The sequence below is a fragment of the Paenibacillus caui genome (genome assembly GCF_019904135.1).
GTDB lineage: Bacteria > Bacillota > Bacilli > Paenibacillales > Paenibacillaceae > Fontibacillus > Fontibacillus caui.
Window position 1 is genome coordinate 157,478 of record NZ_JAIOGQ010000002.1, and the last position, 20,950, is coordinate 178,427.

20 protein-coding genes are annotated in these 20,950 nt (G+C 49.7%); 3 read left to right on the plus strand and 17 right to left on the minus strand.

Annotated elements, in window-relative coordinates; all coding sequences use genetic code 11:
• Nucleotides 1–26: 26 nt before the first annotated feature.
• The 9 genes from K7397_RS01910 to metH all read right to left on the minus strand — a co-directional run bounded on the left by K7397_RS01910 (nt 27) and on the right by metH (nt 11,368).
• Nucleotides 27–959 carry an SAF domain-containing protein gene (locus tag K7397_RS01910; protein ID WP_223066251.1) on the minus strand — a complete coding sequence of 311 codons (933 nt, stop codon included), beginning with the start codon at nt 957–959 and terminating at the stop codon, nt 27–29.
• Between the two features lie 8 nt (nt 960–967).
• Complete coding sequence (locus tag K7397_RS01915) at nt 968–2,449, minus strand: serine/threonine-protein kinase (protein ID WP_223066252.1); 1,482 nt, start codon at nt 2,447–2,449, stop codon at nt 968–970.
• Between the two features lie 192 nt (nt 2,450–2,641).
• A complete protein-coding gene (locus K7397_RS01920) occupies nt 2,642–3,739 on the minus strand; it encodes an SAM-dependent methyltransferase (protein ID WP_223066253.1) in 1,098 nt (365 codons plus the stop codon).
• A 38-nt stretch (nt 3,740–3,777) separates the two neighbouring features.
• Nucleotides 3,778–4,140, minus strand: coding sequence for a cyclic-phosphate processing receiver domain-containing protein (locus K7397_RS01925; protein ID WP_223066254.1), 363 nt, complete (start codon nt 4,138–4,140; stop codon nt 3,778–3,780).
• Nucleotides 4,141–4,179: 39 nt separating this feature from the next.
• Complete coding sequence (locus K7397_RS01930) at nt 4,180–5,037, minus strand: deoxyribonuclease IV (RefSeq protein WP_223066255.1); 858 nt, start codon at nt 5,035–5,037, stop codon at nt 4,180–4,182.
• Entirely contained in the window at nt 5,027–5,842 is an 816-nt protein-coding gene (locus tag K7397_RS01935; protein WP_223066256.1) for an Fpg/Nei family DNA glycosylase, read from the minus strand. The genes K7397_RS01930 and K7397_RS01935 overlap by 11 nt, the downstream gene beginning before the upstream one ends.
• A 3-nt stretch (nt 5,843–5,845) precedes the next feature.
• A complete protein-coding gene (locus K7397_RS01940; RefSeq protein WP_223066257.1) occupies nt 5,846–6,646 on the minus strand; it encodes a TIGR01457 family HAD-type hydrolase in 801 nt (266 codons plus the stop codon).
• Nucleotides 6,647–6,912: 266 nt separating this feature from the next.
• Nucleotides 6,913–7,848, minus strand: coding sequence for a ribonuclease Z (gene rnz / locus K7397_RS01945; RefSeq protein WP_223066258.1), 936 nt, complete (start codon nt 7,846–7,848; stop codon nt 6,913–6,915).
• Between the two features lie 82 nt (nt 7,849–7,930).
• Complete coding sequence (gene metH / locus K7397_RS01950; RefSeq protein ID WP_223066259.1) at nt 7,931–11,368, minus strand: methionine synthase; 3,438 nt, start codon at nt 11,366–11,368, stop codon at nt 7,931–7,933.
• 191 nt (nt 11,369–11,559) lie between these two features.
• Here metH and K7397_RS01955 point away from each other — a divergent pair, with 191 nt between their 5' ends.
• Nucleotides 11,560–12,102: a cupin domain-containing protein gene (locus tag K7397_RS01955; RefSeq protein ID WP_223066260.1), complete on the plus strand. Its 543-nt coding sequence runs from the start codon at nt 11,560–11,562 to the stop codon at nt 12,100–12,102.
• Nucleotides 12,103–12,205: 103 nt separating this feature from the next.
• Here K7397_RS01955 and K7397_RS01960 read toward each other — a convergent pair whose 3' ends face one another.
• The 4 genes from K7397_RS01960 to K7397_RS21795 form a co-directional block, all read right to left on the minus strand.
• Entirely contained in the window at nt 12,206–13,000 is a 795-nt protein-coding gene (locus K7397_RS01960; protein ID WP_223066261.1) for an HAD family hydrolase, read from the minus strand.
• Between the two features lie 37 nt (nt 13,001–13,037).
• Nucleotides 13,038–13,556 (minus strand): hypothetical protein, encoded by a 519-nt coding sequence (locus tag K7397_RS01965; protein ID WP_223066262.1) that lies wholly within the window; start codon nt 13,554–13,556, stop codon nt 13,038–13,040.
• A 43-nt stretch (nt 13,557–13,599) separates the two neighbouring features.
• Nucleotides 13,600–13,776, minus strand: coding sequence for a DUF896 domain-containing protein (locus tag K7397_RS01970; RefSeq protein WP_223066263.1), 177 nt, complete (start codon nt 13,774–13,776; stop codon nt 13,600–13,602).
• Nucleotides 13,777–13,899: 123 nt separating this feature from the next.
• Nucleotides 13,900–14,274: a LysM peptidoglycan-binding domain-containing protein gene (locus tag K7397_RS21795; protein ID WP_223066264.1), complete on the minus strand. Its 375-nt coding sequence runs from the start codon at nt 14,272–14,274 to the stop codon at nt 13,900–13,902.
• Nucleotides 14,275–14,454: 180 nt separating this feature from the next.
• Here K7397_RS21795 and lexA point away from each other — a divergent pair, with 180 nt between their 5' ends.
• Both lexA and K7397_RS01985 read left to right on the plus strand, forming a co-directional pair.
• Complete coding sequence (lexA, locus tag K7397_RS01980) at nt 14,455–15,081, plus strand: transcriptional repressor LexA (RefSeq protein ID WP_223066265.1); 627 nt, start codon at nt 14,455–14,457, stop codon at nt 15,079–15,081.
• 267 nt (nt 15,082–15,348) lie between these two features.
• Nucleotides 15,349–16,188 (plus strand): YitT family protein, encoded by an 840-nt coding sequence (locus K7397_RS01985; RefSeq protein ID WP_223066352.1) that lies wholly within the window; start codon nt 15,349–15,351, stop codon nt 16,186–16,188.
• 189 nt (nt 16,189–16,377) lie between these two features.
• Here the strand turns inward: K7397_RS01985 and glnA are convergent, their stop codons facing one another.
• The 4 genes from glnA to hflX all read right to left on the minus strand — a co-directional run bounded on the left by glnA (nt 16,378) and on the right by hflX (nt 20,946).
• Nucleotides 16,378–17,706: a type I glutamate--ammonia ligase gene (gene glnA, locus K7397_RS01990; protein ID WP_223066266.1), complete on the minus strand. Its 1,329-nt coding sequence runs from the start codon at nt 17,704–17,706 to the stop codon at nt 16,378–16,380.
• Nucleotides 17,707–17,820: 114 nt separating this feature from the next.
• A complete protein-coding gene (locus K7397_RS01995) occupies nt 17,821–18,231 on the minus strand; it encodes a MerR family transcriptional regulator (protein ID WP_223066267.1) in 411 nt (136 codons plus the stop codon).
• Between the two features lie 84 nt (nt 18,232–18,315).
• On the minus strand, nt 18,316–19,569 hold the full coding sequence (locus K7397_RS02000; protein WP_223066268.1) for a methionine gamma-lyase family protein: 1,254 nt from the start codon (nt 19,567–19,569) through the stop codon (nt 18,316–18,318).
• A 90-nt stretch (nt 19,570–19,659) separates the two neighbouring features.
• Entirely contained in the window at nt 19,660–20,946 is a 1,287-nt protein-coding gene (hflX, locus tag K7397_RS02005; RefSeq protein WP_223066269.1) for a GTPase HflX, read from the minus strand.
• Nucleotides 20,947–20,950: the final 4 nt, after the last annotated feature.

The following is a 20,950-nucleotide window of genomic DNA, read 5'->3' on the forward strand; positions in this document are numbered from 1 at the left end:
TAGCAGCTCCTTCCACGGTTACCCCGTTATTCGTGTCCATCACCGTTTGCATCTTCTGCAGTTTCACTATCCCCTGCAAGTTCGTCTATGCTTGCAGGCCGTGCCGATGCAGCAGCGGCTGCAGCTTGGCTTCTTGCGAAATCAAGCGATCGCTGCGGAGACATTGCGGTTAATCCCTTCTCGAGCAATTCCCTTGAGGACTTATTCAGGAAGGTTTCAGCCTGTTTAACTATATTCGGATCTCTTGCTATCAGCTTCATGACCTGATCGTTTGCCGGATAAGTCGGAATCGCGCCATTCTGCAATCCCGGTTCTACGTAAGTCAAGGCGTAAATGGATGCTTTATGCAAATAAGCGTCCACGATCGCGCTTGAGAGCGACAATATTTCATGTTCATCAAGCGTTACTGTCAGCATCGAATCTGTAAGAGAAAGCACCTTTTTCTTGGACAGCAAAATATAATCTTCACCGGTAGGAAACTGGATCCGGATATCGATTGCATCGCCTTGTTGAAGGGCTACCGGCAGCTGTACAAAGCTCATCTCCCTGTTCCTTAGGTCCCTTGGAGTTGGGGCTTCTCTATAAAGCAGAGACTCCGTTATCAAAGTGTTGGCGTTCAACACAACTTTTGCCGAACTGCCCGTTATGTTTTCTTTGGAGCCTACAAAATTATCGGGTATCGAATCCTTAGGAAGTTCAACCGGCGTCAGATCAGCATCCTGTATCGTTTGTCCGGCCTGAATCGTCGTCTTTGGCACCCAGCCTTTAACCATTAACGATTGCGAAGCTTGCTTTATCCGTGCTATTTCATCGTTGTAATGCTGCACTAAGTCACGTTTGGAATCCTCATAACCGGCATTGTTATAAATCATCAACCCTCCAAGCAGCAGAACGGGTATAGAGGCGCCTGCCATGAATCCATAAATGACTTGCCTTGTGCGCTGCCTTATTCTGAACAAAACATCACTCACTCCCCTAAATGGTTTCTATATCCTTTCAATCCCCATCGCCAGACAAAGGACCTGCGCTGTTTAGGCAAAAGTCCGCTGCACACAAGCTCAGTCCATTGAACGCCCCCTTCGCCGGGAGCAAAAGGATCCGGTTCCACAGGAACTCCATACACTTTGGAGCCTTTCAGCAAGCGAAGAACGGGACGCAGGGACGCCCCCGCTCCAGGTACGGCGTAAACGCGCTGTCGTCCTTCATAGGCGGACAATCGCCTGATGCAGCCCTCCAGATCTTTTCTTCGCCATGGAGCAGCCGGAATAACGACCAGCTGCAAATCCGCTCTAGCGAATTCCTCCAGCCCGTCTTTATCGCTTTCGCATCCTAGATCGATCACAACCAGTCCGCCGCCTCTGCTATATAGATGGAGCAGCTCGGACCTGGTTGGCTTTTTGAGATAGGCCACCTTTCCGATCATGAATTCCTTGCCGGTCTGGACCTGATCCGCTGCCAGCTCCGAAAACAGCGAAACAAAGGACTTGGACTTTGCGCTCCACTCAATGACCGTTGTCTTTGAGAATTTGCCTGCCAAGGAATGCGCAAGCAGCAGCGACAAATGTGTTGCTCCCAGACCGGAGCAGGCTCCAGCCACAGCTATAACGGTTGGCCTCTCTCTGATCGCCGCTCTCCCTGCATGCAGGCTGGAGGTTTTGAGCTTCTCAAGTTCGACCCTGACTTCAAAGGCTGATTGGAAGCGGTCGTCAGGATGATAACTGAGCAGTTTGCGGATGATTCGCATTAATTCTAAAGGCAGATCCTTTCTGACCGGTCGGTTCGGCCTTGCAGTCAACTCGCTGTACTCGCCGCCGGACGCCAAATATAACAGGACGGCGCCTAAAGCATACAAATCCGTTCTGGCATCGCTTTGCTTGCCGGAATACTGTTCCGGCGCGGCAAAACCGACCGTCCCCAGCTTTACCGTATCTTCGGAATGCTGCGGTTTGTAAGCTCTGGCAGTCCCGAAGTCGATAAAGCGCAGCTGTCCATCCGATTCAATCATCATATTGGACGGTTTCAAATCGCGATGAATAATCGGCGGCTCCCGGGTATGCAGATAATGCAGACCGTCGCATACCTGCTCGGCGATTTGAATAAGCTGTTCCCCGGAAACGGATTTCACCCTCCGTATATACTGCTCAAGCGTTATCCCTTCCAAATAATCCATCACAAGATAGATATGGCTCTTATGGTCGGCCGGAAAAAAATCAACGATTCGCGGCAGCCTCGGATGATCCAGGGCGATCAGCATAGCTGTTTCTTCTTCCATCCGGCTGCAGCTCCCTGGCTCTGATAAGGTCTGCTTTATAGCCCAGACTTTCCCTGGCAGCTTTAAATCCCTGGCCAAATACACATGGCTGCTGCCTCCGCTCCCGGCAAGGCTGACAATGCTGTATCTGCTGCCCAGAACGGTACCCGGTTCAAGCAGCTCTGGCATAGCGGACATGTACTTTCATCACTCCTTATGAAACAACAAAAAAGGGAAAGCCTCCGAGCTTGAACACCGCAGATGCGGCATCGAAGCTTGGGATGCTTTCCCTTGTCTTGATTGTATAATTTTGGAATCATTATAAAACGCTGAAACCGAAAATGTAAAGCACTATTTTCAAAAAAATGGGACGGACATTAGTTAACGCCGTTAATATTTAATCATATATAACGTAATTTCGTCGCGGTTGTGAAACAGCTGTTTGGCCTGCACAATTTGCATGCGGGCATCGAGGTACATGGCCGTAATTTCCTTGATTAACGCCATCGGCTTCTTGCTGAGCAGCTTGATGGTTACGACGGCTGTTCCGCCGGGAACAAGACTGTACAGCAGATCAATGACCAGCCTTGCCGTCAATTTGGGACTCCAGCTCATATCACAGACCAGCAAATCGAACTCGTTCGTTTGAAATTTTACGCTATCGGCGTTTTTCCCCAAATAAGTCAGCCTTGGATTGGCCAGTAAGTCAGGGTGCATTTTCGCCGGATCAACAGCGGTTACGGAAAGGCCCCTTTCCAAGAGGAACGAGGTCCAGCCCCCGGGGGCCGCTCCGATATCAAGCGCCCGGCTGAAACCCGCAAAATCAATGCCAAACGTACGTTCAGCCTCAAGCAGTTTGAATTTCGCCCTCGATATCTGTCCTTCCTCCCGCTGAAAGCGCACCGCTCCCCCGTTCCAGTCCGATAAATTTTGCTCCGGCTTCGAAATGCCTGCATAAATGCATGGGCCACCGGCAAAGACGGAAAGTATGTAATCGGCATCACGAACGACAAATTGAACGGAGTCCTCCGCCCAGCTGCCTTCGATCTTTTCCTTAAGCTCAAGTGCGCTGCCGCTCCATATGCTGTCTGAACCTTTCCGAACCTGAACCGTCACGGCTGCACGTGTATCCGGGCAGCGAAGCCTTAATTCCTCTTCCGCAAATTGCACCAGTGCTTGAACAGCCGATTCCGCCGGTTCTTCCTCTCCCGCTTCAGCCGGGAATTGCCACTCTGCAGGGAACATATGCCGCAGAAAAATTGGGGGCTCCCCCATCAATTTTGCGATGATCTCGTTGGCAAAGCCGGGCAGGCTCGCCAAAAAAACCTCTCCAGGTACAAGCACCTGGCTCTTGACGGATCCGAAGATTCTTCGGAGTTCCTCCTGCGCATAGGGCGCAAAACCGTGATTTGCCGTGCACATAAAGCGCGTTACGGCTTCCGTTTTCATTTGCTCCTGATCGATCGGGCGTTGTAATTGCTCATCCATCTTCTATTCGTGTCCTCCTGCCGCAAAAACCTTATGCTTTAGCTGTTTTTCTTGTTCTTTAGACGGTTGTATTCCGCCTCAATCTGATCAAGCCGTGCAAACGGAATCGGGCATTTATGCAGCACAACATCATCCGGCTTGCTGGAATATAATATTTCGTACATGCTGTTCAGGCCGTACAGGCTTGAAGTATGCAAAAAAATTTCTTTTGCGTACAAGCCCTCATTGACCATGGCGGCTACGACTTCCGTGCCTGACATGCCTTCAGGCCCCATGTCGTAATCGAGCGATAAAATATCAACTTCCATCTCCCTAAGGATATCCAGGCATTCCTGCCCAGTGCGCGTAAGCACAAAACCAACTGGACAACGGCGCATATCATCCATATATAAGTGAATCAATTCCGTTCTTCCCTTCCCTCGCTTATTGCTGACCTGTATTCAGCTCCCCAATTCGCTTACCAGGCATATATCCTCTCTGTAGGTCCCGTCAGCTCCAGCTTCCGTCTCCATAATCAGCGGCTTGCCCTCGAGTTCCTTCATCCGCACCAGACTGCCAAGCCCATCAGCTCCAATATAGCCCAGGCCGACTCTGGCATGCCGGTCCTTGCGGCTGCCAGCCGGGTACACGGAGTCATTCAGATGGATGCACTCCACATAATCCCAAAAGCCAAGCTCTCTGGATTTATGGATGAAGTTGGAATCCCCGGCGCCCGTCCAAACTCCCGCAGCAAAAGCATGACAGGTGTCGAAGCAGAACCCGATCTGCTCCGGTTTGCTGCAGAGCTTTCGAACCTGAAGCATTTCCTCCATGGTTATTCCCATACTCCCATGATTTCCAGCCTGGTTTTCCAGAAGCAGCTTTGCCTGGCCGTTCCAGTAAGACAGGATCTCATTAATACATTGTATAACATTTTTGTAACCTTGTAAGGGGTTTCTTTGCTTGTTTATTCCAAAATGAACAATTATACCCAAAGAACCGCACGCTTCCGCGATTTCGAGATCGTTCCTTAACGATGCAACCGTTTTGGCAAACTGCACCGGCTCGTCTTCGGCATTTACGGCAAGATTGCCGGGATAAGGGGTATGCGCCACCGACAATAAGCCATTTTCGGCACAAAGCGCTTTGCATGCTGCCGCGTCCCGCTCATTCCAAGTCTTGACCACCAGGCTGCGGGGGTTTTTCGGAAAATATTGAAACGACTTCGCCCCCTGGACCAGCGCTTCTCTCGCTGCTCCCGTAAAGCCATTACGGATGCTGTAATGAGCTCCGGCACGAATATCCGATTTATTTGCCATGTTGACAATTCGGACAATAGTATACTTTGCGGGAGGAAATAACCGTTCTAAGGATGGGCTGGCCGCAAGTAACGCACGCCTTCCCCTCACGGTCATATACTTTGCACAAATCGCCAAAGCCTCCGGTCAACGAATCGTCAGCCGTCAGGGGCTGCTCCATATATCCTCCGTGCTCTGCGGCATCAGTCAGCACCTGCCGCACTGCCTGGTACAAGCCCGCCAAATCCTCTTCCGTAAGGTCCTGCAGCTTGACATCAGGACGAAGGCCCGCAGCAAAAGCAATTTCATCTGCATAGCAATTGCCGATGCCTGAAGCAATATTCTGATTGACAAGCGCAGTTTTGAGCGTGCCCCTGCGGCTTACGAACAGCTTAATGAATTTCGTTTCGTCCATTTTGCGGTCAAGCAGCTCAGGCCCGATTCCCGCCAGCGCCTCTTCGGTTTGCTTCGCGCTCAGCAAATGCAAATACCCAAGCCTTAATCCTATGAAATATAGGGTCTTGTCCTCAAATTCGATTTCAACCTGGGTCGTCCGGTTCGGCTTGTCCTCATCTGTCCCGAAATAGAGCATTCCGCCGAGCATCAGATGCAGAAGCAGCCTGCCCCCATTGTCAAGATGAAAGATCAAATACTTCGCCCTGCGTTCGATAAAAATGATTTTGCGGCCCACAAGCTCGTTCTTAAAATCCTGCGGGTCCATATTGATTGATTTCTCACGACCGACCTTGACCCCACTGATCGTCCGATCCAGAACAAGCTGTGAAAGCAGCTTTTTGTAATTCTCCATTTCCGGCAGTTCCGGCATTGCTCATCTTTCCTTTCCGGTTATCCATAACATCAGCTCTTGAAGATCCGAACATATGACATCAGGAACAATTCCTGTCTTTTCTTTATAGTGTTCCAAATTCTGCTCCGTTGTAACACCTGTCAGCGTTAAAATCGTCCCGCAGCCTGCGTGGGCCCCGGCCGAAATATCCGTAAGCATGTTATCTCCGATAACGGCTACCTGGTCTGCGGCTAAGCCCAGTCGTTCGATCGCCTGAAGCATGAGAATCGACTCCGGCTTGCCGATCGTAATCGGCACGACACCGGTTGCCGCCTGAATCGCGGCAGAGAGCGTCCCGGCCCCTGGCATCAGCCCATTCGACCCCGGCAGCAGCAAATCCGGATTGGTCAGAATATAAGTGGCTCCTGCGGCTATCCAGCCGGCCGCCTTTCTAAGCGTCTCATAGTTAAAATGGCGATCGATCCCTTGTACCACATAATCCGGATCCTGTTCAGTTATCCTAAGGCCTGCTTCCTCGAGCGCGCTGACGAGCCCCGTTTCACCGATCACCGCAACTGTGGCGCCGGGATCTTTGTCTGCCAAATACCGGGCTGCGCCGACTGCGGAAGTGCATACCTGCTCCTCTTTTGCCGGAATGCCCATCTCTACAAGACTTCGAGCCACATCGCCCGGTGTCCTGGACGAGTTGTTTGTCACAAACAGAAACGGAATACCTTGCTTGTTCATTTCCGCAATCAATTGATCCGCGCCGGGAACCATCCGTGAACCGTGGTACATCGTACCATCCAGATCTATTAAAAATGCTTTCCATGCAAGCGCCATTTCGTTCACTTCCTTTGTTTCACGAGGCATATGTATAAATTTAAAATTGCGCCACGCAGCACTTCTATTATTGTAGTCAAAAATCCGTAAGGTTGGCAAATTTACATACCTCTCAGTTCCACCATTTCCCGGGTCTCCTTGCATACAATCGTAAATCAATAGCGAAAACAAGTCGAACGTTCCCGAAGAATGCTGCTGCGTGGCGTGGTTTCAGCAAAAAATTTTGAAAGGGCATGTCATTTCCTGCGCTTTCCCGGAAAATAATTTTACGATTCCCCGTGCTTATGAACCGGAAATAGCACATGCTCGACTGCCAGCTTTGAATTTGGAAAAACGGCCTCCGCTTCCAATAGCAGTGGGCTGAGCTGCACCTCATCTTTGTAGCGGGAGCTGAAGTGCGTCAGAATCATTTCATGGGCTCCCGCTTCTTTTGCCGTTTCGGCAGCCTGGACTGCCGTGCTGTGATGATAGTCATAAGCTATTTTCCTCAGCTCGTGCAGAAAAGTCGACTCATGCACCAGGACGTCCGCATCTCTGGCCAATTCCACCGCAGCTTTACAGGGGCGGGTATCGCCGAGAATCGTAACGATCCGCCCTCGCTTGGGTTTCCCCACCACATCTGACGAGCGGACGACCGTTCCCTGTTCCGTGACGATATTTTCGCCCCGCTTCAGCTTGCCGTAAAGAGGTCCCGGCTTGATCCCGTGCCGGTCCAGCAGTTCAAAGTCCAGCCTTCCCGGCCGGTCCTTTTCTATGATCCGGTAGCCGTAGCTGTCGATCCGGTGATCCAGCAGCGCTGCCTCCACGCGGAAGGTATCGTCCTCAAAGAGCACCCCGCCGCTGTGTTCATGGATGTTCAGCTCATAGTTCACACGCGACTCACTGATACCTAGTGTCACGTCCACAAACTTTTTAAGTCCTTTGGGGCCGTACAAAGAAAGCGGCGTATCCCCTCCCTGATAGGCGCGGCTGGACAGAAGACCAGGTAGTCCGAAAAGATGGTCCCCGTGCAAATGAGTGATAAATATGTTCTCCAGCTTGCTGAGACGAAGCGGAGAACGCAGCACCTGATGCTGCGTCCCCTCTCCGCAATCGAACAGCCAGAAAGATCGTCTTTCTTCCAGGAGACGAAGCGCCAGCGAGGTAACGTTTCTTTGCAGTGAAGGAACCCCCGCATTCGTTCCCATAAAATAAAGCTCCATGTTCTGCCACTCCTTTTATCGTAGTGATCGGCAATCAGCAAAAATCCTCCGCTCTTTCCGGAGGATTTGCAAAGGGCTTTGATTAGGCTTTATCCACATTAAAATATTGGGCTTCCGGATGACTGAACACCATGGCGGAAACCGAAGCTTCCGGCTCCATCATAAAACCATCGGTCAGCTCTACTCCAATATCCTGAGGTTTAAGCAGATCGAACAACGGCTCCTGCATCTCCAGATCTGGACAAGCAGGGTAACCGAAGGATACGCGAATCCCTTGATAGCGGGCTCCATGCCGCTGCTTCATAGTCATATCCTGCGGATCGGGGAAACCCCATGTATCCCGTATCATATGATGTACGCGCTCGGCCAGGCCTTCCGCCATTTCAAGAGCGGTCGACTGCAGCACATGCGAACGCAAATAGTCTCCCTGGAGCTTCCATTTCTCGGACAGCTCGCGTATTCCCTTCCCTGCCGTTACAACCATAAACCCGACATAATCCATAATGCCGCTCTCCACCGATTTCAAGTAGTCGGCCAGGCACAGATAAGGCTCCACCTTTTGACGCGGAAAAGAGAACGTTTTAAGCACTTTCGAAGAATCGGCTGGGTCATAAATGAGAATATCGTTGCCCCGGGATTGCGCCGGGAAGAAACGGTACATCGCGTTGGTCTCTATAATCCCGTTCGTCACCGCCTCGGACATGATCTGGTCAACGGTTTCTTTCAGCTCTACAGCTTTCGGATTTCCTGCCGCCAGGAGCTGTTCCACGCTCCCTTTAAGACCCAGATGATGGCCGAGCAGCATCTGCATATTCACATAGGGAATGATGTGGTTGATCGGATAATTCCGAAGGATATGCCGATCCAGATCCGGCGGAATGTACACCGGGGCATCCGTCGATATTTTGGAGCGAACCGCACGGGTCAGTTCCGGCAGCGGAGCTTCGGCCGGTTTCTCGCTGTCGCTGGCCATCTCGGCTTCCTGCTCGAGTTTGATCTTCTCGCGAGTTGCCGGGTCCATCAGCTTGTTGGCCAGATCCAGACCTTCCATGGCGTCTTTCGCATATACGACCAAACCATCGTACTCGGGACGGATTCTGTTCTTTGTAAACTTACGGGTTAGTGCAGCACCGCCCACCAGTATTGGAACGTCAATCCCGGCACTGCGCAAATCCTGAGCAGTCGTAACCATCTGCTGTGCGGATTTTACGAGCAGACCGGAGAGGCCGATCGCATCGGCTTTTTCTTCTCTATAGGCTTCAATAATACGTTCCGGTGGTACTTTTATACCCAAATTTACAATTTGGTAACCGTTATTGGACAAGATGATCTCGACCAGGTTTTTGCCGATGTCGTGCACATCGCCTTTAACCGTAGCCAGCAGTATTTTGCCCTTGACGGAGCTTTCATTTTTCTCCATGAACGGCTCCAGATAAGCGACGGAGGCTTTCATAACTTCAGCGCTTTGAAGAACTTCGGCAACGATCAGTTCGTTGTTGTTAAATAGCCGTCCAACCTCTTCCATGCCCGCCATAAGCGGACCATTAATAATCTCCAGCGCGGAATAACGTCCAAGCGCTTCCTCCAAATCCGGAATCAGCCCTTCTTTTGTTCCTTCCACAACATAGGAGGCGAGACGCTCTTCCAGCGGCAAGTTAACAGCCTTCTCTTTCTTCTCTACCTTCTTGTTGCGGAAAGCGGCTACGAAAGCGGCCAACGTTTCATCATTCGTATTGTAAATCAGTTCTTCCGCGAGCTTGCGCTCTTCCTCGGGGATGGACGCGTAGCGTTCAAGCTTCTCTGTATTCACGATCGCGTAGTCCAGCCCAGCTTTTGTACACTCATACAAAAATACCGAGTTCAGCACCTCGCGCCCTGCTTCCGGGAGGCCAAACGATACGTTGCTTATGCCCAGAATGGTCTGGCAAGAAGGCAGCGCTTCTTTAATAAGACGAATGCCGTCAACGGTTTCCTTCGCCGAGCCGATATATTGCTCGTCACCGGTGCCCACCGGAAACACAAGCGGGTCAAAAATTAGGTCCTCGGACTTCAGCCCATACTTGTTCACAAGCAGATCATGCGAGCGAACCGCAACGTCCAGCTTATCCTTGCTTGAGATGGCTTGCCCGCGCTCGTCAATCGTGCCGACAACGACAGCCGCTCCATATTTATGAATAAGCGGAGTCACATTCTCAAATTTTTCTTCACCATCTTCAAGATTAATGGAGTTAATAATCGATTTGCCCTGGCAGTATTTAAGGGCCAAATCAATTACCGCAGGATCGGTCGTATCGATCATCAGCGGAACCTTGACTTTTTTGACGACAAGCTCCAAAAATTTACGTACATCATCCGCTTCATCACGGTCCGGATCCTGTACGCAGACATCGATAACCTGGGCTCCGTTCTTCACCTGCGCTCTGGCAATTTCCGACGCCTCTTCATATTTACCTTCTACAATCAGGCGTTTAAATTTACGCGAACCGAGAACGTTCGTTCTTTCCCCCACCATATAGGGCCGGTTGGCATCCTCAATATATACAGGCTCAATTCCCGATACTGCCGGAGGATGTTCACCCTGAAGCGGACGCGGAGCAAAAGCGGATAGAGCCTCGGCAATGGCCTGAATATGCTCCGGTGTCGTTCCGCAGCAACCCCCGGCAATGTTGAGCCAGCCTTGCTCAGCGAACGCTGTTATCTTTTTGGCCAAAGAGTCCGGCGACTCATGGTAGTGGCCGTTCTCGTCCGGCAGTCCCGCATTGGGATAGCAGCTTACCGCCGTCGTTGACATTTCGGATAAGGTGCGAATGTGATCGCGCATGAACTCCGGCCCGGTCGCACAGTTCAGCCCAACCGAGATCGGATTTAAATGCTCCAGCGATATATAGAAGGACTCGATATTTTGCCCGGCAAGCGTTGTGCCCATCGGTTCAATCGTGCCGGAGATCATTAAGGGCAAAGTGATGCCCGTTTTCTCAAAGGCTTGTCTGATCCCAATGCTGCCCGCCTTGACATTCAGCGTATCCTGAGATGTTTCGAGCAGCAGCGCATCAACTCCGGCTTCAATCAGTGCAGCAGCCTGCTCTTCGTAGCTTTCGATCAGCTCGTCAAACGTAACTCCCCCGGTTACGGATAGCGTCTTGGTTGTTGGCCCAAGCGCTCCGGCAACATACCGCGGATGTTCAGCCGTCGTGTATTTCGCCGCTGCATCTACTGCCAGCTTCGCTGCAGCCAGGTTCAGTTCTCTTGCTTTTTCCGGTATATCATATTCGGCAAGCACGACGGAAGTCGCACCAAATGTATTGGTTTCAATGATATCTGCGCCCGCTTCAAAGTACTGTTCATGGATCCGGGAAATGACATCTGGTCTGGTCAGCACCAGAATTTCATTACAGCCTTCCAGCTGTTCTCCGCCAAAATCATCGGCAGTCAAGTTTTCCTGCTGAATCATCGTACCCATGGCGCCATCGAGAATTAATATTTTTTCGTTTAATCGTTCTTTCAGACTCGGTTTAATCAATCCCATGTCCCTCCCGTCAGACGTTAACATTTAGTTTAGCAGAACGACCCGCATTAGAAAAGAAATTTCACTGTAACGATTTAAAACAAAAATGCTATAAATAGCATTTCAATATTATAAAAACTGGGTCGACATCCCGTGGCTAATCCTATATAATCCTAACTATAATGATATGAAAGCGGGGTAATCCTATGGCTCAAATCAGAATTAGAAATACGAACGAATGGGTAACCGGAGAAGAAAATGTCCGTAATTTCTTGAACAAATATGAGGTTATTTACGAGCATTGGAATACGGATAAACTTCCGGAAGAACTGAAAGAAAATTTCTCGCTGACTGACGAACAAAAACAGACCATCCTGAAGACGTTTGACGCAGAAATTCAGGATCTTGTGGCACGGCGCGGTTACCGCACATGGGACGTTATTACGTTATCCGAAGCAACACCTAACATTGAGGAGCTGCTGGCTAAATTTGAGAAAACCCACACGCACACGGAAGACGAAATCCGCGCGATCATTTCCGGTTCCGGCATATTTATTATAAAAGGCGATGACGCGACAGGATATTTTGACATCGTGCTTGAAGCCGGTGATTTGATCTCCGTTCCTGAAAACACCGTGCATTTCTTCACCCTCACCGATGAACGCAAAGTCGTAGCTGTGCGGCTGTTCATTGAAGAAAACGGCTGGATTGCTTATCCTTATGAAGATCCTAACTTTCAGAAGGCATAGAAGTTAACTGGCGAGGACGGCAATGCCGTCTTTCTTTTTTTTAAAAAGCCGACCCACCCGTCCTAACTGGACAGGCAGGCCGGCTTTTCGTTAACCCAACAAATCAGACCCTGCTGTTCAAGATATCGTGCAATTCCGACAAATGCTTGATTTCGTAATCCGGTACAATTTCATCGTTCCGGCTTTTGCCGTCACGGTTGATCCAAACTGCGGTAATACCCGCACCAAGTGCGCCCTTGATGTCCGTTGTCAGCTTATCGCCGACCATGATGGTCTGCTCTGGTGACGTATGAAGCAAGCTTAACGCATGCTCAAAAATCGAAACATCCGGCTTTCCTTTACCAAACGAGCCGGACACGATGATTTCATCAAAATAAGGAGCAAGCTTCGGCACTCCGTCGAGCTTCTCCCGTTGAAGAGCGGGACAACCGTTGGTCAGGAGCAGCAATTTGACTTTGCCCTTCAGTTCATCCAGAATTTGAAACGTTTCTTCATATATATAAGGTCTTGCCCGTCGTTCTGCAGCAAACTGATCGCTCAGCTTGGAAGCAAGCTCTTTATTGTCCACGCCGCATGCGAGCAGCCCCAGGTGCCAGGATTCCTTCCTGTATACGGGCGCAAGCTGTTCGAGTTTACGGAACTCCGGCTGATGCCCGGCGTTAAAATTGGCCCATAGCCCCTCAAAAGGATTGATGCCAATCAATTTTGTAAAAGGAAAAGTCTCGTAGGATTCGTATAATTCACGCGCTTCCTTACGAACCGATTCCTCCAGCTTTACAGGATCCACACCCGTCAAATCCGACGCATTCTTGCAAACTGCTTCAAAAGCTTCGCGAACGCTCCGCTCATCCCATAGCAGCGTATCATCCAAATCAAAGCAAACGGCTTCTATTTTCATGATCCCCATCCCCCTGTTTATCTATAACCTAAGATGCTTATTTCTTTTCGAGTTCGATGCCATGGGTTGCGGCAAACTGTTGCAGGGTTGCTCCCATTTCTTCCGTATTGAAAAAATTCCGGGTCCGCGAAAATGTCCAATTGGGCTCCTTGGTTTTCGCTACGATCGTAATTGCATTTTTTGACCATTTGATCTTGGCGATCGCACCCGAATCCAAGCTTCGGTCCCGGTTGAATTTTGAAGTAAACAGCTTGTTCTTGTGTATGCGCAAATAAGGCTTTCTCAGAAATACTACGACGCCCAATACGAAATATAGAGCCACAGTAACCACATAGAGAGTATAGTTGACATCTCCGCCGTCGCTAACTATGCCCAATACCCCATAGAGGACACCAAGCAGGACGAGAAATGCGGGCAGCAGTACATTGCGTCCTTTATAAATAACGCCCTCTCCTCTGCTGCCTAATGCTCCCGCCGGTTTGATGCCCTTATTCTTTTGATCAAGCTGAAGCTTTCTTCTGTTCTTCTCTACTTTTCTTTCGAACGATCTGGACATTCGCTTGCTTCCTCCCTAAACAGTCTTGCCGGAACGATTTCGGCTATTTATCGTCAACAATTTCAATGGATTCCAGCTGCCTGCGGAAGTTTCTACGGATGTTTCCAAGATATATTTCACGAAGCTTCGCGCGCTCCAGCTTCTCTTCTTCCGTTAAGCCTTCAGCTTTGTGTTTTCGTGCCAATTCGTTTATTCGTTGCACCAAGCTATCGATATCCATATGCTCCTCCTTCATTCAAGGCATTACACTTTACTTTGACATGTCAAAAAGAGCTTGTCAAGGCGAAAGCACAAGCCCGAAAGCTCTTCCTTATATATGAAGTCAAAAAGATTGCATTATGATTCATCGCTTATCCAGATCCGGGAGCTTAAGCACATCTCCAACTGAAATCTCGCTTCCTTCCAGCCCGTTAACTGACTTCAGTATACGAACATATTTTCTCGTATCCATTTCTGCAGGTTTATAGGTAACCGCGATATCCCACAACGTGTCGCCGGGAGTAATGACAACCGTTTCGAGGACGGAGTTGTCATTCGAAGAAATCGTTGCAGCAAAGGCACTGATAAAACCGGTGCAGGTTAAAGTCAACACAACAACAATAAGCAGGGTTCTGAAGAAGTGCTTACGATGCGGGATCATTCTTAAACGTTGAAAATTGGAAACAGGGACTGCGGATTGCGTATTATAGATACTTTTATATGTACTGTACTTTAGCACAACAACCACTCCCAAACATTTGTTCTTGTCTGGGAATACTATAACACGAACATGTGTTTTGTTCAATAGATTTTCAGAACAATTGTTCCCTTTTTATTATCGATTTAGAACTCATGTTTGTACGAACGGCAGTTCTGTGTTATAATTTTTCCAAACGTTACTAAATGGGGTTGATGATAGATGTCGAAGGTTTCCAGCCGGCAGCAGGCTATATTAGAATTTATACGTAATGAGGTCCGGATGAAGGGCTATCCTCCTTCCGTCCGGGAAATCGGCGAAGCCGTCGGACTAGCTTCCAGCTCAACGGTCCACGGACATTTGGATCGTCTTGAGAAGAAGGGACTGATTCGCCGGGACCCTACGAAGCCTCGGGCAATCGAACTTCTTGGGCAGGAAGAATCCGAGGACATCCATATGTTTGCACATACCGTTACTAGAGTACCTGTTGTCGGTATGGTAACTGCAGGCGTGCCGATAACGGCCACAGAGAATATTGAGGATTATTTCCCGCTTCCCAATCACTACGTCGCTGATAAAGAAGTATTTATGCTTGCCGTTGTCGGCAAAAGCATGATTGAAGCAGGCATTTACGATGGCGATTATGTCATTGTCCGCCAGCAGCAAACCGCCGAGAATGGCGATATCGTCGTTGCCATGACCGAGGATGACGAGGCGACTGTGAAAACTTTTTATAAAGAAAGAGATCATATCCGACTTCAACCGGAGAATCCGGCATTTGAACCGCTTCGTTTGAAGCATGTTACCATTCTGGGCAAAGTCATCGGGCTGTTCAGAGACTTTCATTGATTGAGCATCTGCGTTTTACAATTGACAAATTTGAACATAATGTATAATAAAGGCAGCAATACTCCCCGATCTTATGGAGAACAGCTGCCTTTTTCTTTTGTTAGTTTTTTGGAGCCAATTTATGCAATTCATATAGTGATTTTTTTCATAGTATGCTATATTGATAAAAAAGATAATTATGTGTGATAATTATTTTTTATTGTTTCCTGATAAAATGAACAAAAGGATGTATGCTCTTTGAACCTGCAAGATTACCCCTCCTATTTAATGAAAAAATCCAAGACGCTGAAACCGGCACAAGAAGTGGCGGTCATTATTGTTTCGGCGCTTCTCGTGGCGATCGGACTCAATTTGTTTCTGGTCCCTCATCAATTGTTGTCTGGCGGCGTGGCCGGGGTCGCCTCTATCATCGGCTATCTTACAGGCTGGAACATTTCCCTCATTTATTTTATTCTGAATGTTCCGCTCATTATTTGGGGCTGGAAAGCGGTCGGCAGAAGATACATTGTATACAGCTGCATTTCGGTCCTGTTCACAACCTGGTTTATGGCTATCATTCCTGTCGTTAATGTCACCCGCGACCCCACGCTTGGGGCTGTAGCAGGCGGCATTATCTCGGCGGTGGGCATCGGCTTTTCCCTTCGCGTGGGAGGTTCAACCGGCGGTTTTGATATTGTCGGCTCCATTGTAACCCGCAGACATGATGTTCCCATGGGAAATATCTTGTTCTTCCTGAACGGACTTGTCATTGTCGTGCTCGGTTTCTATAAAAACTGGGATCTTGCCCTTTATTCCATGCTATCCACCTACGTGAAAGGCAAAGTCGTCGACATGATTCATGTCGGGCATATCAAGGTTACCTGTTTTATTGTCACTAAGGATAAAGAGAAAATGCTGTGCCAGCTTCGAAAGCTTCATCACGGCATTACGTGTATGGAATCACAGGGCGGTTATAGCGAACAAGGCAATTACACGCTCATGACCGTAACGACCCGGTATGAATATGCCGCTGTCCGAAAAACGGTGATCGAAACCGATCCTCATGCTTTCATGAATGTCGTGCAATCCACCGAAATTGTCGGCCGTTTCGTCAAACCGGCGAAATAGGCCAATAGACGTACATAACAAATCCCGGAAGAGAGCTTCCGGGATTTGTTTTTGCCAAGAATTGTCCTGCGTCCTGAAATCTGCATTTTCCGTAATTCCCCACTGGATCACTGTACATATTATGCCCGCAAAAATGCCTAAAAATAAAGAATAACCCCTGAAGCCTGACGCCCCAAGGGTTTGTCCTCTTTAATACAGTGTCAAATACTGATCACGTTCCCACTGATGCACTTGCGTACGGAACATGTCCCATTCAATTTCCTTCAGTTCATAGAAATGCGTTGCGGCATGCTCACCGAGCGCGCTGACGACAACCTGGCTGCGAATTAATTCGCTGAGCGCTTCCTTCATATCGGATGGCAGACTCGGGATGCCTTCTTCCAAACGTTCTTCCTCGGACATTACATAAATGTTGCGGTCGATTGGAGCTGGAAGACGGAGTTCATTATTGATTCCGTCCAAGCCGGCTTTCAGCATAACCGCAAGCGCCAGATACGGGTTCGCGGCAGGGTCCGGATTTCGGACTTCAATGCGCGTGCTCAGGCCGCGGGAAGCCGGAATCCGGATCATCGGACTGCGGTTGCTCGCAGACCAAGCCACATAGCAAGGCGCTTCATAACCCGGAACGAGCCGTTTGTAAGAGTTGACCGTCGGGTTCAAAATAGCGGCCAAAGGACGAGCGTGCTTCAAAATGCCCGCCATATAATGCCGTGCAATATCACTCAATCCCAGGAGATCATTTTCGTCATAAAACGCATTTTCTTCGCCCCGGAACAAGGACTGATGGCAGTGCATGCCGGATCCGTTAACCCCAAACAGAGGCTTCGGCATGAAGGTTGCATGCAGGCCGTGCTGACGCGCAACCGTCTTCACAACGAGCTTGAACGTCTGGATTTGGTCGGCTGCTTGGAGTGCGTTTGCATATTTGAAGTCAATTTCGTGCTGCCCCGGAGCCACTTCGTGGTGGGAAGCTTCAATTTCAAAGCCCATTTCTTCAAGAGTAAGCACGATTTCACGGCGGCAGTTCTCGCCCAGATCCGTAGGAGCCAGATCAAAGTATCCGCCCTGATCATTCAGCTCAAGCGTCGGATCGCCCTTCTCATCCGTTTTAAACAGGAAAAATTCCGGCTCCGGACCGACATTCATAGAGGTAAAGCCAAGCTCTTCTGCTTCTTTCAGTGCACGCTTCAAAATGCCGCGCGGATCTCCCGGGAACGGTGTGCCGTCAGGCATATAGACATCACAAATAAGACGTGCAACACGATCCTCGGTAACCCAAGGAAAGATCACCCAAGTGCTCAAATCCGGGTACAAATACATATCGGATTCTTCAATCCGGACGTAGCCTTCAATCGAAGAGCCGTCAAACATCATTTTATTATCCAGCGCTTTCTCCAACTGGCTCACCGGGATTTCGACGTTCTTGACTGTCCCGAGCAAGTCCGTAAATTGAAGGCGAATAAAGCGAACATTCTCTTCTGCGGCAATGCGCAAAATATCCTCTTTTGTGTAACTCACTAAACCCTCTCCCTTTCTGGTCTTTAATGCATGGCAATGGAAACGCTCTCTGTCATTCGCTAGGCATGACATGACGTTTCCCCAGGCTGTCATTAACGGGCAGCAGGATCCCGATTATGACTTAAAAAAACGGGATAATTCCCCTTGGATCAGGGAGACCTGTCCAGGTCTTCTCCCGGTTACCAACTGTTGCTTCAACATTCTGTATAATTGAGAATCAGTCAGTTCTTTGCGCTTCTCCTCGGTGTCGTCTGTAAGAACCGTTGCCTCTTGCGATTCCTTGGCAACCGGATTCATCACTTGCTTAATACCCGCGATATTTACACCTTTATCGATCAATGCTTTGATTTCCAGCAAACGCTCAACGTCATTAAAAGAGAACAAACGCTGATTCCCGGAAGTTCGGGCAGGAACGATCAACTGGTGCTGCTCATAATAGCGAATCTGGCGGGCCGATAAATCAGTAAGTTTCATCACAATACCGATTGGGAATAAGGCCATATTTCTACGTATTTCGTCACCCATCGCTCTCAACCTTCCAATAATGTTTTTTCTGATTTTCATTTTATGTTACGTTGTCTTACATGTCAAGCCAGAAGCAGGTAAACATTATAGTAGATTGATGTCTTTCATATGTTCAAGAGAAGACAAGATGGCGTATTTCACATGCGAATACGTAAGTCCGCCCTGCATGTAGGCAATGTATGGCTTCCGGATCGGAGCGTCCGCGCTTAATTCGAGACTGCCGCCCTGAATGAAAGTGCCGGCCGCCATAATGACCGGGTTCTCATATCCCGGCATATCCCATGGCTCCGGTACAACGTGGCCGTCAACCGCGGACGCCCGCTGCACCCCCTGGACGAATGAAATCAGGTGATCCGCAGAATGGAAAGAAATGGCCTGGATCAAATCCGTTCTCGGCTCATTCCAGCGCGGTTTTGTGGCGAATCCGGCTTGTTCAAATACAGCTGAAGCCAAAATGCTGCCCTTGAGAGCCTGTCCAACAATGGTCGGTGCAAGGAACAACCCCTGGTAAATGCCCCGGGTCGTCCCGAGCATTGCGCCGACTTCGCCCCCGATTCCCGGAGCCGTCAGTCGGTAGGCGGCAAGCTCGACGTACGCTCTTTTTCCGCAAATATACCCCCCGGTTTCCGCCAGACCGCCGCCTGGATTTTTAATCAGGGAGCCTGCAATCAAATCCGCCCCGACCTGCGTCGGCTCCCGTTCTTCCGTAAATTCCCCGTAGCAGTTGTCAACAAACACGATGATATCGGGCTTGATCGCCTTTACGCGTTGAATCATTTCCCCGATCTGCGCTACCGTAAAAGAGCTTCTCCAGTCATAACCCCTCGAACGCTGAATGCCTATCACTTTCGTCTCCGGAGTAATTCCGGCTTCTACGGCGTTCCAATCCACGCTGCCGTCCTCAAGCAACGCAGCTTCCTTGTAGCCGATCCCGAAGTCGGCCAGCGAGCCGGTACCGTCTCCTGGCTTGCCAATAACCTTATGGAGTGTATCATAAGGCCTTCCTGTTATGTAGAACAGCTCGTCCCCCGGCCGGAGAACACCGAACAAAGCGGTTGCAATCGTGTGGGTTCCAGATGCAAAATGGGGGCGTACCAGCGCCATTTCCGCTCCAAAAACATCGGCGTAGACCAGGTCAAGCACTTCACGGCCCCTGTCATTATAAGCATAGCCTGTGGAGCCCGAAAAATGGTAATCGCTTACCTTTTGTTGCTGGAATGCTTCAATCACCTTCCATTGATTGTGATCCACAATGCGGTCTATTTCCCGCATGGCACTTTCAGTCAAACTTTCTGCTTCTTTAAGCATTGCTAAGGTTTCTTTCGAAAAATCGGCCATCTTTACTATGTCTCTCCCTCTCAGATGATGATCTGCCGCAGCGCGCTAACGCGGCAGACCTTTAATGTCATAATAATGTCAGATTCTTTATCACTTCACAGTATAACCTTCTAAAAGATGTTTCTGTTTGTCGTAATCCCCTCGATTCAAGCTGACCTGATAAAGGATATAATCCTCGTCCGTTTGCTGCTTCTCCACTTTGCCCACACGATGCACCAGCGCGCTCAGTTCACCGCGGGATGCCGGAATGCGAAAGGTCAAAGTTTCTCCTGTCAGATGCTGCTGAATCGCTTCGACCACGTTATGAAGGTCCTGTTCATCATAAGCGCTGATCAGCAGGCTCGTGTCGGTCAAAGGCAGCATTTCCAGCTGCCCGGGTCCACAGAGATCCTTTTTATTGTAGAGAACGATTTGAGACTTATCCCCGGCTCCCAGCTCGCTCAAAATATTGCTGACCACTTCCATCTGTTCATCCCGGTTGTCCGACGATGCATCCACGACATGCAGGATTAGATCTGCCTCATTCACTTCTTCCAGCGTAGCGCGGAAGGACGCGACCAGATCATGCGGAAGATTCTGAATGAAACCGACCGTATCGGTCAGCACAATCTCTTTGCCGCTTGGAAGAACCAGATTCCGGGTTGTCGGATCCAAAGTGGCAAACAGTTGATTTTCGATATAAACGTCAGCTTCGGTCAGCTGCTTAAGCAGAGTCGACTTCCCCGCATTCGTGTACCCGACAAGAGCGGCCTGCACCACTCCCGTTTCTTTGCGGCGCATCCGGTGCAGCTTCCGGTGCCTCGTGACCTCGTCAAGCTGGCGTTTCAGATCGCCGATCCGGCCCCGGATATGACGGCGATCCGTCTCCAGCTTGGTCTCCCCCGGCCCCCTTGTGCCGATGCCGCCGCCAAGACGGGACAGATTTTTCCCGTGCCCCGACAATCTTGGCAGCAGATAGGAAAGCTGTGCAAGCTCCACCTGAATAATGCCTTCCCTCGACTTGGCGCGCTGCGCAAAAATATCCAGGATGAGCTGGGTGCGGTCAATGATTTTGACATCAAGGCTCTCTTCCAGATTGCGAACCTGCGCGCCCGACAGCTCCTGATCGAAGATAGCGGTGTTAGAACCACTTGCTTCGATCAGTGTCCTAAGTTCTTCGACTTTGCCCTTTCCGAGGAAAAAGCGGGAATCCGGGGTGTCCCTGTTTTGAACCATTTGCGCCATCACCTCAACGCCCGCAGTCTCGGCGAGATTCACCAGCTCCCGCAGCGAATAATCGGTATCGATGCCGCTTCGCTTCACCTCGTCCGTAATGAGACTGACAAGCACCGCCCGGTCCGGCTGATTCAGGTTTGTTTCATATGTCGTTTGCTTCATCAAG